11 protein-coding genes and 1 pseudogene are annotated in these 12,206 nt (G+C 73.5%); 10 read left to right on the top strand and 2 right to left on the bottom strand.

Going from position 1 to position 12,206, the window contains the following annotated elements; genetic code table 11:
- Nucleotides 1-7: 7 nt before the first annotated feature.
- The 10 genes and pseudogenes from AB0H37_RS26190 to AB0H37_RS26145 all read left to right on the top strand — a co-directional run.
- Nucleotides 8-790 (top strand): annotated as a pseudogene (locus AB0H37_RS26190) (ATP-binding cassette domain-containing protein); the annotation flags it as partial.
- 154 nt (nucleotides 791-944) lie between these two features.
- A complete protein-coding gene (locus tag AB0H37_RS26185; protein ID WP_218935196.1) occupies nucleotides 945-2,189 on the top strand; it encodes a sugar ABC transporter permease in 1,245 nt (414 codons plus the stop codon).
- Between the two features lie 46 nt (nucleotides 2,190-2,235).
- The gene (locus AB0H37_RS26180; protein WP_360615846.1) at nucleotides 2,236-3,747 is read left to right on the top strand and encodes an FGGY-family carbohydrate kinase; all 1,512 of its coding nucleotides are present in this window, start codon (nucleotides 2,236-2,238) and stop codon (nucleotides 3,745-3,747) included.
- Entirely contained in the window at nucleotides 3,744-5,219 is a 1,476-nt protein-coding gene (locus tag AB0H37_RS26175) for an FGGY family carbohydrate kinase (RefSeq protein ID WP_360615844.1), read from the top strand. Before AB0H37_RS26180 ends, AB0H37_RS26175 begins: the two co-directional genes overlap by 4 nt.
- Nucleotides 5,216-5,824, top strand: a complete 609-nt coding sequence (locus tag AB0H37_RS26170) for a histidine phosphatase family protein (protein WP_329089948.1) — start codon at nucleotides 5,216-5,218, stop codon at nucleotides 5,822-5,824. Before AB0H37_RS26175 ends, AB0H37_RS26170 begins: the two co-directional genes overlap by 4 nt.
- A complete protein-coding gene (locus AB0H37_RS26165; protein ID WP_179835346.1) occupies nucleotides 5,825-6,883 on the top strand; it encodes a 2-hydroxyacid dehydrogenase in 1,059 nt (352 codons plus the stop codon).
- A gap of 35 nt (nucleotides 6,884-6,918) precedes the next feature.
- A complete protein-coding gene (locus tag AB0H37_RS26160) occupies nucleotides 6,919-7,725 on the top strand; it encodes a hypothetical protein (RefSeq protein WP_360615842.1) in 807 nt (268 codons plus the stop codon).
- Between the two features lie 231 nt (nucleotides 7,726-7,956).
- Nucleotides 7,957-8,664 carry a hypothetical protein gene (locus AB0H37_RS26155; RefSeq protein WP_360615840.1) on the top strand — a complete coding sequence of 236 codons (708 nt, stop codon included), beginning with the start codon at nucleotides 7,957-7,959 and terminating at the stop codon, nucleotides 8,662-8,664.
- Nucleotides 8,665-9,071: 407 nt separating this feature from the next.
- A complete protein-coding gene (locus AB0H37_RS26150; RefSeq protein ID WP_329089954.1) occupies nucleotides 9,072-9,563 on the top strand; it encodes a metallophosphoesterase family protein in 492 nt (163 codons plus the stop codon).
- Nucleotides 9,564-9,638: 75 nt separating this feature from the next.
- A complete protein-coding gene (locus AB0H37_RS26145) occupies nucleotides 9,639-10,448 on the top strand; it encodes a crotonase/enoyl-CoA hydratase family protein (RefSeq protein ID WP_360615838.1) in 810 nt (269 codons plus the stop codon).
- Between the two features lie 483 nt (nucleotides 10,449-10,931).
- Here AB0H37_RS26145 and AB0H37_RS26140 read toward each other — a convergent pair whose 3' ends face one another.
- Both AB0H37_RS26140 and AB0H37_RS26135 read right to left on the bottom strand, forming a co-directional pair.
- Nucleotides 10,932-11,405 (bottom strand): DUF2752 domain-containing protein, encoded by a 474-nt coding sequence (locus AB0H37_RS26140; RefSeq protein ID WP_360615836.1) that lies wholly within the window; start codon nucleotides 11,403-11,405, stop codon nucleotides 10,932-10,934.
- Between the two features lie 3 nt (nucleotides 11,406-11,408).
- Complete coding sequence (locus AB0H37_RS26135; protein ID WP_179835341.1) at nucleotides 11,409-11,699, bottom strand: CD225/dispanin family protein; 291 nt, start codon at nucleotides 11,697-11,699, stop codon at nucleotides 11,409-11,411.
- Between the last annotated feature and the right edge of the window lie 507 nt (nucleotides 11,700-12,206).

Genomic DNA, 12,206 nt, shown 5'->3' with positions numbered 1-12,206 from the left:
GTTCGTCATGTCACCAACGCCCACCCCGGCCGCCGGCGCGGCGGGCCCGCTGCTGTCGCTGCGCGGCGTCAGCAAGTCGTTCGGCGCGGTCGCCGCGCTCACCGGCGTCGACCTGGACGTCGCCGCGGGCGAGGTCGTCGCCCTCGTCGGCGACAACGGCGCCGGCAAGTCCACCCTGGTGAAGGTCCTGTCCGGCGTGCACGCCGCGGACGCGGGGACCATCACCTTCGAGTCGCGGGAGGTGAGCATCCCCACCCCGGCCGCGGCGCAGCAGCTCGGCATCGCGACCGTCTTCCAGGACCTCGCCCTCTGCGAGAACCTCAACGTGATCGAGAACCTGTTCCTCGGCCGCGAGATGCGGGCCCTGCGCCTGGACGACGTCGCGATGGAGGTCCGCTCCCGCGAGCTGCTCACCCAGCTCTCGGCGAAGATCCCCTCGGTGGGGGTCCCGGTCGCGGCGCTGTCGGGCGGCCAGCGGCAGACGGTGGCGATCGCCCGGTCGCTGCTCGGCGACCCGAAGGTCATCATCCTGGACGAGCCGACCGCCGCGCTCGGCGTGGCGCAGACCGCCGAGGTGCTCAACCTGATCGAGCGGCTCAGAGAGCGCGGGCACGGCGTCCTCATGATCAGCCACAACATGGCGGACGTGCAGGCCGTCGCCGACACCGTCGCGGTGCTGCGCCTCGGCCGCAACAACGGGGTGTTCGACGCGCGGACGACCTCCGCCGAGGAACTGGTCGCCGCCATCACCGGCGCGACCGACAACGTGGTGAGCCGCCGCGCCGGCAAACTCCGTCCCGAAGCGGCGGACGCCCCCGGCGAGGCCGGCGGGAAGACCGAGACCGCGCAAGCGCGGGACGCCGCCGGCGACGCGGACGAGCCCGAGCCGGCCGGCGATCGGCCCGAGCGGGTCGCACCGGGCGGCCTGAGGAAGGGAGCGGGCGATGAGTGACCTCATGGCACCCCCGGAGACCAAGACCGGCCTGCCGGGCGAGCCCGGGGACCGCGGCGTGCGCGCCGCGCTGGCAGCGGCCGCCGACCGGGTCCGCGGCGGCGACCTCGGCGTCGCGCCGGTGGTCGGCGGGCTGGTCGTGATCTGGACCGTGATGCAGATCCTCAACCCGGTCTTCCTGTCCAGCGCGAACCTGGTCAACCTGGCGCTGGAGTGCGTGCCGGTCGGCGTCATCGCGCTCGGCGTGATGTTCATGCTGCTGGTCGGGCAGATCGACCTGTCGGTGGGGTCGGTCAGCGGGCTCAGCGCCGCCGTCGTCGCGGTGCTGTTCGTCGACCACGGCTGGCCGTCCTGGCTGGCGATCGCCGCGGCGGTGGCCCTGGCCGTCGCGCTGGGCTGGTTCTACGCGAAGGTGTTCAACCGGCTCGGCGTGCCCAGCTTCGTGATCACTCTGGCGGGGCTGCTCGGCTGGCTCGGCCTGCAGCTGTGGGTCCTCGGGCCCAAGGGATCGATCAACCTGCCGTTCGACTCGCGGCTGGTGACGTTCGCCCAGCTCGACTTCCTCCCGCCGTGGTTCGCGTACGCGCTGGTCGTCGTCGGCGCGGCCGGGCTGTACCTGACGGGCCATAACCGGGCGGCCCAGCGCCGCAGGGCGGGCCTGCCCGCGACGACGGAGCGCACGCTCATCCTGCGCAGCGCCGCCCTGCTGGTCGGCCTCGGCGTGGCGGTCTGGTACCTGAACCGGGACCGCGGGGTCGGCTGGATGTTCGTCCTGTTCCTGGCGCTCGTGCTGGTGACGCACTACGTCCTGTCCCGGACGAAGTACGGCAAGTCCGTGTACGCCGTCGGCGGCAACGTCGAGGCGGCCCGGCGCGCCGGCATCAACGTCAAGACGGTCTACGCCTCGGCGTTCGTCATGTGCACCACGCTCGCCGCGATCGGCGGCATCCTCGCCGCGGCGCGCCTCGCCGCGGCCAACCAGAGCAGCGGCGGCGGCGACGTCAACCTGAACGCGATCGCGGCGGCCGTCATCGGCGGGACGAGCCTGTTCGGCGGGCGCGGCAACGCGTTCGCGGCGCTGCTCGGCATCCTGGTCATCCAGTCGATCTCCAGCGGGCTGACGCTGCTGAACCTCGACTCGTCCTACCGCTTCATGGTCACCGGCGCGGTGCTGCTGCTCGCCGTGGCGCTGGACTCGGTCGCCCGCCGCTCGCGCGCCTCGCACGGCCGCGCCTGACCGGCCCGGGTTGGATGGGACCACTACGCAACGGACGGGGGAACCGATGACGGTCGTCTGCGTCGACGCGGGCACCACGATGATCAAGGCGGTGGGGTACGCCGGGGACGGCGCCGAACTGGCCGTCGCCCGGCGTCCCACCGAGGTGGCCCGGCCCGCCCCGGGGTACGCCGAGCAGGACATGGGCGCGGTGTGGCGGGCCGTCGCCGACGCCGTCCGGGAGGTGCTCGCCCAGGTCGGCGGCGACGTCGACTTCCTGGCGCTCACCGCGCAGGGCGACGGCTGCTGGCTGGTGGACGGCGACGGAGCCCCCACCGGCCCGGCGATCCTGTGGAACGACGGCCGCGCCGCCCCGGCCGTCGAGCGCTGGGCCGCCTCCGGCGTGCTGGAGCGGGCGTTCCGCGTCAACGGGTCGCTGCACTTCGCGGGCCTGCCGAACGCGATCCTCACCTGGCTGCGCGAGCACGACCCCGACCGGCTCGCCCGGTCGGCGGCGTCCCTCACCTGCGGCGGCTGGATCTTCTCCCGCCTCACCGGGCGGATCGCGGTGGACGGCTCGGACGCGTCCGCGCCCTTCCTGGACATCGCCGCGCTCCGCTTCTCGGACGACCTGCTCCGCGCCTACGACATGGAGTGGGCGCGGCGGCTCCTGCCCGACCTGCGCGGCGACGACCGGCGCGCCGCCCCCCTGACCAGGGACGCGGCGGACGAGCTGGGGCTGCCGGAGGGCCTGCCGGTCGTCCTCGCCCCCTACGACATCGCGTCCACCGCGATCGGCGTCGGCGCGGTCGACACCGGCCAGGCCTGCACGATCCTCGGCACGACGCTGTGCACGGAGACGGTCGTGGACGCCCCGCGCCTGAGCGGCGATCCGTCCGGCCTCACGGTCGCGATGGGCCTGCCGGGCCGCTACCTGCGGGCCTTCCCGACGCTCGCGGGCGGCCAGGTCGTCGACTGGGCGTGCCGCGTGCTCGGCCTCGCCGCGCCCGCGGAGCTCGCCGAGCTGGCGGCGCGGGCGGCGCCGGGCGCCGACGGCCTGGTCTTCCTGCCGTACCTGTCGCCCGCGGGCGAACGCGCGCCGTTCCTGGACCCGCAGGCGCGCGGCGCGTTCCACGGCCTCACCGTCCACCACGAGCGCGAGCAGATCGCCCGCGCCGTCCTGGAGGGGCTGAGCCTGGTCGTGCGCGACTGCCTGATGGCGGCCGAGACCCGCCCCACCGAGCTGCGGGTCAGCGGCGGCGGCTCGGCCAGCCCCGTCTGGCTCGGCATGCTGGCCGACGTCACCGGGGTCCCCGTCGTCCGGTCGGCCGACAGCGAGGCCGGCGCGCGCGGCGCGTTCATCGTCGGCCTCCTGGCCACCGGGCGGGCCGCCGATGCCCGCGAGGCCGCCGACGCCCACGTCCGACCCGGCGACACCTACGCGCCCGACCCGGGCCGGGCCGCCCACTACGCCCAGACCTATGAGGACTTCTTGACGATCCGCACCGCCACGGCGCCCGCCTGGCCGACCCTCGCGGCGGCACGTGCCCGCACCGGCCGGGACGGCGGCGCCCGGTGACCGACCAGAACGAGGCGGTGTGGGTCGGCGTCGACCTGGGGACGCAGAGCGTGCGCGCGCTCGCCGTCACCGCGTCGGGAGACGTGGCCGGGGCCGGCAGCCGGGCGCTGACCGGGCGGCGGGACGGCCCCCGGCACGAGCAGGACCCCGAGGACTGGTGGACGGCGGTCGGAGCCGCCTGCCGGGAGGCGCTGCGCGACGTCCCGGCGCAGGCGGTGCAGGCCGTCGCCGTCGACGCCACGTCCGGGACGATCCTGCTCACCGACGACGGCGGGTGGCCGCTGACCCCGGCGCTCATGTACGACGACACCCGCGCGGCCGACCACGTCCAGCGGGTCAACGAGGCCGGCGGCGAGGTGTGGCGCAGCCTCGGCTACCAGCGCATGCAGCCCGCCTGGGCCCTGCCGAAACTGCTGTGGCTCCTGGAGAACCACCCGCGCGCGGGCGCCCGCCTCGCCCACCAGGCCGACTTCGTCAACCGGCGGCTGACCGGACACCCGGTGGCCGCGGACCTCAGCAACGCGCTCAAGACGGGGGCGGACCTCGTCGCCGAGGCCTGGCCCGCGGACGTCCTCGACGCGCTGGGCGTCCCCGCCGATCTGCTCCCGCCGCTGGAACGGTCCGGCACGCCGCTCGGGACGGTCTGCGCGGCGGCCGCCGAAGCGACCGGCCTCCCCGAGGGGACCTCCGTCGTCGCGGGCGCCACCGACGGGTGCGCCGCGCAGCTCGGGACGGGACGCCTCACCGTCGGGTCGTGGAACTCCGTCCTCGGGACGACCCTCGTCCTCAAGGGCGTCAGCGACGACCTCGTCCAGGACCCGTTCGGCGTCGTCTACTCCCACAGGGCCCCGGACGGACGGTGGCTGCCCGGCGGCGCGTCCAGCACCGGCGCCGGCGCGATCTCCCGCGACTTCCCCGGCCGCGACCTGGCCGACCTGGACCGGCGCGCCGCCCGGCGCGAACCGGCGGCGGCGCTGGCCTACCCGCTCGTCCCGGCGGGGGAGCGGTTCCCGTTCCTCGCGCCGGACGCCCGCGGGTTCCGGCTGGACGGGACGGGCGACGAGGCCGACGACTTCGCCGCCGTCCTGCAGGGCGTCGGCTACCTGGAGCGGCTCTGCTTCGACCACCTCGACCTGCTCGGCGCGCCCACCGGGGGCGACCTGACCCTGACGGGCGGGGCCGCGCGCAGCCGGTACTGGTGCCAGCTGCGCGCCGACATCCTCGGCCGCCCCGTCGTGCTGCCCCGGCAGGCCGAACCCGCGCTCGGCGCCGCCGTCCTCGCCGCCGCGCCGGGCCGCGACGTCGCCGAGACCGCCGGGCGGATGGTCGCCGTCAAGGCGGTCATCGACCCGCGTCCGGAGAAGACCGGCGTGTTCGACGCGCCCTACCTGCGCCTGGTCGGTGAGCTGGAACGGCGCGGGTGGCTGCCCGCCGAGACCGCCGCGCACGCACGCGAGAGGACATCCCGATGACGCGCCTCATCCTCGTCCGGCACGGGGAGACCGAGTGGCACGCCGAGAACCGCTACGCGGGGATCAGCGACGTCGCGCTGACCCCGCGCGGCCTGGAGCAGGCCCGCACGCTGGCCGCGTGGGCGGACGCGGCCCGGCCCGACGCGGTGTGGTGCTCGGACCTGTCGCGGTCCCGGCTGACCGCGGCGCCGTCCGCCGCGGCGATCGGCGCGCGGCTGCACGTCGACGAGCGGCTCCGGGAGCTGGACTTCGGGCACGGCGAGGGGCTCACCCGCGGGGAGATGGAACGCAAGTTCCCCGCGGAGCTGCGCGCGTTCCTGGCCGACCCCGTCGCCGCGCACCTGCCCGGCGGCGAGGACCCGGCCGCGGCCGCCCGGCGTTTCACCGCGTGCCTGGACGACATCGCCCGCCTGCACCAGGGCGCCCGCGTGCTGGTCGTCGCGCACTCCACGGCGATCCGGCTCGCGCTGTGCCGGCTCCTGGGGGTGCCGCTCAGGGACTACCGGCGGCGGTTCCCGTCGCTGGGCAACTGCGCACTGACCGAGATCCGGCTCCGGGACGGCGAGGCCGCCCTCCTGGAGTTCAACACCCCACTGGAGCGATGAATGACTACCCGCGTGCTCGCGGCCGGTGACCTCTTCGTCCGCAACGAGCTGCTCATCGGCGCTCTGCGCGCCGAGGCGCCCGGCGACCTGGCGTTCTCGGAGGTCACCCTGCCGTGGCCGGTGGAGCCGTTCGGGCGCGTCGCCGAGGTCGACGAGGCGTCCGGGACCGAGGAGCAGCTCATCGAGGCGCTGCGCGGCGCCGAGGTCTGCGTCACCCAGATGGCCCCGCTGACCCGGCGGATCCTGGAGGCCTCACCGGACCTGCGGCTCTTCGGGATCAGCCGCGGCGGGCCCGTCAACGCCAACCTGGAGGCGGCGACCGAGCACGGCGTGGCCGTCTGCTTCGCGCCCGGACGCAACGCCGGCGCCACCGCCGAGCACACCCTCGGGCTGATCCTCGCGGCGGTGCGGCGCATCCCGCAGACGCACGTCGACCTGATGGCGGGGCAGTGGCGCGGCGACTACTACCGGTACGACGACGTCGGCATCGAGATCCACGGCAGCACCGCCGGGCTCGTCGGCTGCGGCGCCGTCGGCCGCCGCGTCGCCCGGACGCTCGCCGCGCTCGGCGCCCGCGTGCTCGTCCACGACCCGTACCTGGACGACCTCGGCGACCTGTCCGGCATCGCCGAACTCGTCCCGCTGGACGAACTGCTGGCGCGCGCGCAGATCGTCTCCCTGCACGCCCGCGCGACGCCGCAGACCACGGGGATGATCGGCGCCGCGCAGATCGCCGCGATGCCGCCCGGCTCCATCATCGTCAACTGCGCGCGCGGGTCGCTGCTGGACTACGAGGCCGTCTGCGACGCCGCCGAGTCCGGGCACCTGTTCGCCGCCGCCTTCGACGTCTTCCCCGAGGAGCCGATCCCGGCCGGGTCGCGGCTGCTGACCACCCCGAACATCATCGTCACGCCGCACCTGGCCGGGGCCAGCAAGCAGACCGCCGCCAACGCGGCCCGCATCCTCGCCGCCGACGTCGGCCGCCACGTGCGCGGCGAGCCCCTCCTGCACTGCGCGAACCCCGAGGCGCTGGAGGCTCCCCGGCCGGCCCGCCCCTGACCTTCCTCCCCACCACCCCCCCACAAGGAGGCACGATGCACGGACCCGGACTCGGCGAGGCCGCTCTCACCCGCCGCAGAGTCCTCGGCTTCGCGGGCGCCGCCACGCTCGCCGGAGCCGCCGCCCTGGCCGGCGCCCGCCCCGCCGCGGCCGACGGACGCACCTATACCTTCGACCTGCTTTTCAACGTCCCCCACACCGACAATATGCAGGGCCTCGCCTACCGCCGCGGCCGCTTCTACGTCGGCTTCGACGTGGGCGGCGGCCACGGCGTCATCCGCGAGTACGACCGCGACGGCACCACCCTCAAGGAGAGCGCGCCGCTCGCCGTCGGGCACGCCGCCGAGATCAGCGTCCGCGACCGCGACGGGCTCCTCTACGTCGCCACCGGCGGCGGGACGAACCCGACCAAGGTCAACGTCGTGGACTGGAGCGGCGAGCCGGAGGTCGTGCGCACCATCGACCTCGGCTCGCTCGGCAACTCCGGCCTGGTCGCGGTCGACAACCGGCGCGACGGCCTGCTCGTGCACGCCGGACCGGGTGACCAGGGCCCGTTCGTGTTCGCGTTCACCGACCTCGACGGCACCGTCCGCTCGACCTTCGACCTCGGCTACCAGGGCGTCCCGCAGGGCCTGGAGATGGCCGGCGACAAGGTCCTCTACTACACCAACGACACCATCACCGTGCTGGACCGGGCAGGGACGATCCTGGAGGCGATCGACATCCCGCTGACCGGGGAGAGCGAGGGGCTGGCGGTCGCGCCCGCCGGCCGCGGCACCCGCGTCTTCTTCGGCTACAACAAGCCGAACCGCGTGTACGCGATGAAGCCCGTGTTCCACTGACGGCCAGGCGCGCGGCCGGGTTCCGTCCCTACCTCCCGTCCCGGCCGCGCGCCATCCCGTTTCTGCGCACAGAGTGCTTAACTCTTCGGTCGATATCACGGTCAGCTTAGTGTCCGGCCGCCCCCGTTTAGCGGAATTCTCTAGACTGTGAATATCCGGCTGAACGGGGTCTTGCTTTTCACGGCCACTCGGGTAGAAAAAGGCAAATCCCTCTCCCCGAGGAGGAACCCCGTGAAGGCTCCCATCAGGCTGGCCGCGTCTCTGGCGGCCGCCTCCGCCGCGCTGGCCCTGACTGCGCCCGCCGCGTCCGCCGCCACCACCACGATCCGCCAGGAGACCGCCACCGGAGCGCCCTACTCCGGCAACTGGCAGGTCGCCACCGTCGGAGCGCTCACGTTCTCCGTCAACTACCTGGGCGTGAAGGTGACCGGCTCCTGCGACGGCGCCGACCTGCAGGGCACCGTCCAGTCCACCGGCGCGGGCGAGCTGACCGCCGCGTCGATCGGCGCGTGCCGGACCTCCAACGGCCTCAGCTCCCCGGCCACCGACCTCGACCTCGGGCAGATGCCCGACAAGAGCGGGAGCGTCGCCTACGACCCGGTCTCCGGCGGCCGGGACGGCACCCTGTCCATCAGCGGCGGCCTTCGCTTCAAGATGGAGGGCAAGATCCTCGGCATCACCGTCACCTGCTACTACGGATTCCGGACGGGGAGCACCGACGGTCTGCGCTTCGACGTCTACAACCGCGACAACCCGAACCGCCCGCTGCCGAACCAGGACGACGCGCAGGGCAGGTCCGACAACATCACGCTCGTGCGGCAGTCGGGAAGCAGCGGCCTCTGCCCGTCCGACGGCACCGGCAGCGGCTCCGCCATCGCCCGCGGTGAGAGCACGCCGGGCTCCGGGGTCTTCGACCGCAAGCTCTACCTGACCCCGTAACCCGCCCCGGGCGGGTGGAGAGGCGGCCGGGCCCGGGGCCGGTGCAAGGGAGTGATCATCCTCCTCGGGCCCGGCCGCCCTCACTGTGCCCTCGCGGTGCTGGGTCGCCGTGTCGGAAAGAACGACCGGGGGCGTACGGCCGAATCCTTCTGGACGATCGCGAGGAATTCGAGCGTAACTCCGCAGTTCAGTCCGCAGTAATGACTGCGTGCTTACAGTTGTTTCCCACGCGTGTCCGAGACCTGCCGTGGCAAAATCACCCGCCTTTCCCCGCCACGACACGGCCGCTCCCATCGCCGCGCCGTCCGGCGCCGGCCCGGAGCCCTCGACGTCGGAGTAGAGGCCGCACACCGCCGATGCCCGTCCCGCATCCGGCCCGGTCTGCGCCCTACGGGACAATGGAGGACATGAGAGCGGTGGCCATCTCCGACACCCACGCGCCCCGGCGCTGGAAGTCGTGCCCGCCGCGGGTGGCCGAGCACCTGCGGGACGCCGACGTGATCCTGCACGCCGGCGACGTGTGCGTCGCGTCAGTCCTCGACGAGCTGGCCGCATTCGCGCCCGTCCACGCCGTCCTCGGCAACAACGACGGGCCGGACGTGGCCGAGTGGGGCGCGCCCGAACGTCTCGAACTCGACCTGGACGGCCTCGCCGTCGCGATGGTCCACGACAGCGGCCAGGCCCGGGGCCGCACCGCACGGATGCGGCGCTGGTTCCCCGGCGCCGACCTCGTGGTGTTCGGGCACTCGCACATCCCGCTGGACGAGACCGGCGACGGCGTCCGCATCTTCAACCCCGGGTCGCCGACCGACCGGCGCCGCCAGCCGCACGGCACCCTCGGGCTCCTGGACATCGACGACGGCCGGATCACCGGGGCGAGGCTCGTCCCCGTGACCTGACCGTCGCCCTCGACCGGCGGGGCGCCGCATGGAATCGTCCCCGGAGAGGACCGCGAGGATGAGAGGGACCCCGCCATGACCGACCGCGTCACCGTGCACGTCCACGAGGGGGTCGCCGACGTGCGGCTCAACCGTCCCGACAAGCTGAACGCCCTCGACCTTCCCATGTTCGAGGCGCTCGCCCAGGCCGGGGACGCCCTCGCCGCCGATGCCTCCGTCCGGGCCGTGGTCCTGTCGGGGGAGGGCCGCGCGTTCTGCGCCGGCCTGGACTTCGCCGGATTCGCCGCCATGGCCGGCGACGGCGCCGGGCGGCGCGCCGACGACATCACCGCGCGCGAGCCGGGGCGCATCACCAACCTCGGACAGCAGGCCGTGCACGTGTGGCGGGAAATGCCGCAGCCCGTCATCGCCGCCGTCCACGGGCACGCCCTCGGCGGCGGCCTGCAGGTCGCGCTCGGCGCCGACATCCGGATCGTCGCCCCGGACGCGCACCTGTCGGTCCTGGAGATCCGCTGGGGTCTGGTGCCCGACATGACCGGCACGGCCGCGCTGATCCGTCTCGTCGGAGAGGACGTCGCGAAGGAACTCACCTTCACCGGCCGTAGGGTCTCCGGCGCGGACGCCGTCCGCCTCGGCCTGGCCACCCGCACCGCCGACGACCCCCGCGCCGCCGCGACGGAACTCGCCCGCGAGATAGCCGGCAACAGCCCCGACGCCGTCCGCGGGGCCAAGCGCCTGCTCAACCGCGCCGCCGACGCCGATCTGGCCGGCCAGTTCCTGGAGGAGTCCCGGACGCTCGGCGCCCTGCGCGGAAGCCCGAACCAGGTCGAGGCCGTCCGCGCCTACTTCGACAAGCGCCCGCCCGCCTTCACCGACCCGGCCTGACGCGCCCGTCGGCGTCCGAGAACCGGGCTATCGACCCGCGGCCGAACACCCATCAGCGCGTTCACCGTCTCGAACGAGAACACCGCCGGACCGGGCGCTGCCGGGCGGCTAATGCGGCCTCCCGCCCTGCGCCGCGAGTCACCCGCCTGGAACAGGCAGGCGGGATCACCTCCCGAGGGGAAAGGCCCGCCGAGCAGCGCGACGCCAACGCCCCAAGCCCTGGAACACCTGGGCCCCACGTCTCCGGACCACCTCAGGCGTCACAGCTTCCCGAGAGCGACAAGAACCTGACGGTATGTATACGGCTATCTCGCCGAACGCACAGGCCCTCCTGCTGACAACGCAGAGAGGACCGCGCGCAGCTGACGCGGCAACCGCTCAGGCAAGGTCCGCGGCGGCACGTCCCACCCGCCTGACAAGGGGGAGTGGCCACCCTTAGCTCGCCCGGAGCGACGGGGTCCGCCCGGCCCTGGCCGGTCGTGGTCAGGCGGCGAGGGCCGATCCGACCGGCAGGTTTCTGATCAGCCAGAAGAGAAGGATGGCGCCGAACAGGATCCAGATCAGTGCGGGGTGCGCCACCTTCGTCCTCACCGGACGATCCAGGGCGCGGGCCCTTGCCCAACGGAGCCAGAAGAACACCAGAACCGGGAGCATCGCGACGGTCAGCACATTCAGGCCGAACGCCTCTTGGAGATGACCGTGGGCGAGCGCGTGCACGGTGCGCATCGATCCGCAGCCTGGGCACTGGAAACCGGTCAGAGCGAGGAACGGGCAGGTCGGATAGTGCCCTGCCTCGTTGGGGTCGACCGCGGCGACGTACGAGACGGCCGCGACGCTGAGGATCAGCACCCCGCCCGGCCGCAGCAACCGGACGGCGAGGCGCCGTCGACCGCCGCCTCGCACCTCGGGGACCAGCCCGCCCCGCGAGAGCGGGACGGGCTGGGGCTCGTCCGTCATCGGTCAGCTGCCGCTGTTCCCCATCAGGGCGATGACGAAGTAGATGGCACCGACGACCACGCCGAGGACCGCGGACACGATCGCCCAGGTCTTCGCGTTGTTGGACGACTTGAGCGCGCCGGCCTGGTCGCCGGCCGACCACTTGGAGTTGACCTGGGCGGCGTAGACGATGGACACGACGCCGGCGGGCAGGCAGCACAGGATCGTGGTCGCGATCGCCCATGCGAGATGGTTCGGGGGAGGAGAGCCGGCGCCGGAGGTCGGGGGCGGCGGCGGGGCGGGTGGGTAGGCCATGTCGGTACCTCTCCTGCTTGGGCTGGGTGATCTACTTAGGTAGATGGTGACAGGCCACTCCAGGTTCCCCCAATACGCCGCAACCTGGCAGAGGAGCAACTCGCCGGGGCGCCGATTTGACGGAGGCGCTCCGGCCGCGTAAGTTAACCCCTCGTCCCCTCACGGATGCAGGACGCCCGCATGGCGGCCGGCCGAAGCATGGGGAAACCACCTACGAAACAGCCGACACGGCCTCGCCGTGCCCGGCGTGCCGTGGTGGGTCGGAAAGGCTCGGTTTTGACAATCGGGCCGGATCTGATGAAATAGCTCCACCGCCGGGAAGGAACCGCGCAAGCGGAACCGGAATGGCGTATCGGAAAAGCCCGGAATTGACAGTCCGAGCGGATCTGATAAAGTAATACGAGTCGCCCCGGGGCGGGAAACGCGAAAGCGGGTCCAGCGCGGTGGGTGTCCGTTTCTTGAGAACTCAACAGCGTGTTAAAAGCCAGTGCCTTTATCGGCTCGGTC

Origin of the sequence: Actinomadura sp. NPDC023710 (assembly GCF_040639875.1) — a bacterium.
Lineage (GTDB): Bacteria > Actinomycetota > Actinomycetes > Streptosporangiales > Streptosporangiaceae > Spirillospora > Spirillospora citrea.
The sequence above is the reverse complement of the archived record's forward strand: the minus strand, read 5'-3'. Positions and strand labels throughout refer to the sequence as shown.

What these genes read in the sequence shown, in the direction of transcription:
- AB0H37_RS26185 (WP_218935196.1), top strand. Translation starts at nt 945, where the DNA reads ATGAGTGACCTCATGGCACCCCCGGAGACCAAGACCGGCCTGCCGGGC.
- AB0H37_RS26180 (WP_360615846.1), top strand. Translation starts at nt 2,236, where the DNA reads ATGACGGTCGTCTGCGTCGACGCGGGCACCACGATGATCAAGGCGGTG.
- AB0H37_RS26170 (WP_329089948.1), top strand. Translation starts at nt 5,216, where the DNA reads ATGACGCGCCTCATCCTCGTCCGGCACGGGGAGACCGAGTGGCACGCC.
- AB0H37_RS26165 (WP_179835346.1), top strand. Translation starts at nt 5,825, where the DNA reads ATGACTACCCGCGTGCTCGCGGCCGGTGACCTCTTCGTCCGCAACGAG.
- AB0H37_RS26160 (WP_360615842.1), top strand. Translation starts at nt 6,919, where the DNA reads ATGCACGGACCCGGACTCGGCGAGGCCGCTCTCACCCGCCGCAGAGTC.
- AB0H37_RS26150 (WP_329089954.1), top strand. Translation starts at nt 9,072, where the DNA reads ATGAGAGCGGTGGCCATCTCCGACACCCACGCGCCCCGGCGCTGGAAG.
- AB0H37_RS26145 (WP_360615838.1), top strand. Translation starts at nt 9,639, where the DNA reads ATGACCGACCGCGTCACCGTGCACGTCCACGAGGGGGTCGCCGACGTG.
- AB0H37_RS26140 (WP_360615836.1), bottom strand. Translation starts at nt 11,405, where the DNA reads ATGACGGACGAGCCCCAGCCCGTCCCGCTCTCGCGGGGCGGGCTGGTC.
- AB0H37_RS26135 (WP_179835341.1), bottom strand. Translation starts at nt 11,699, where the DNA reads ATGGCCTACCCACCCGCCCCGCCGCCGCCCCCGACCTCCGGCGCCGGC.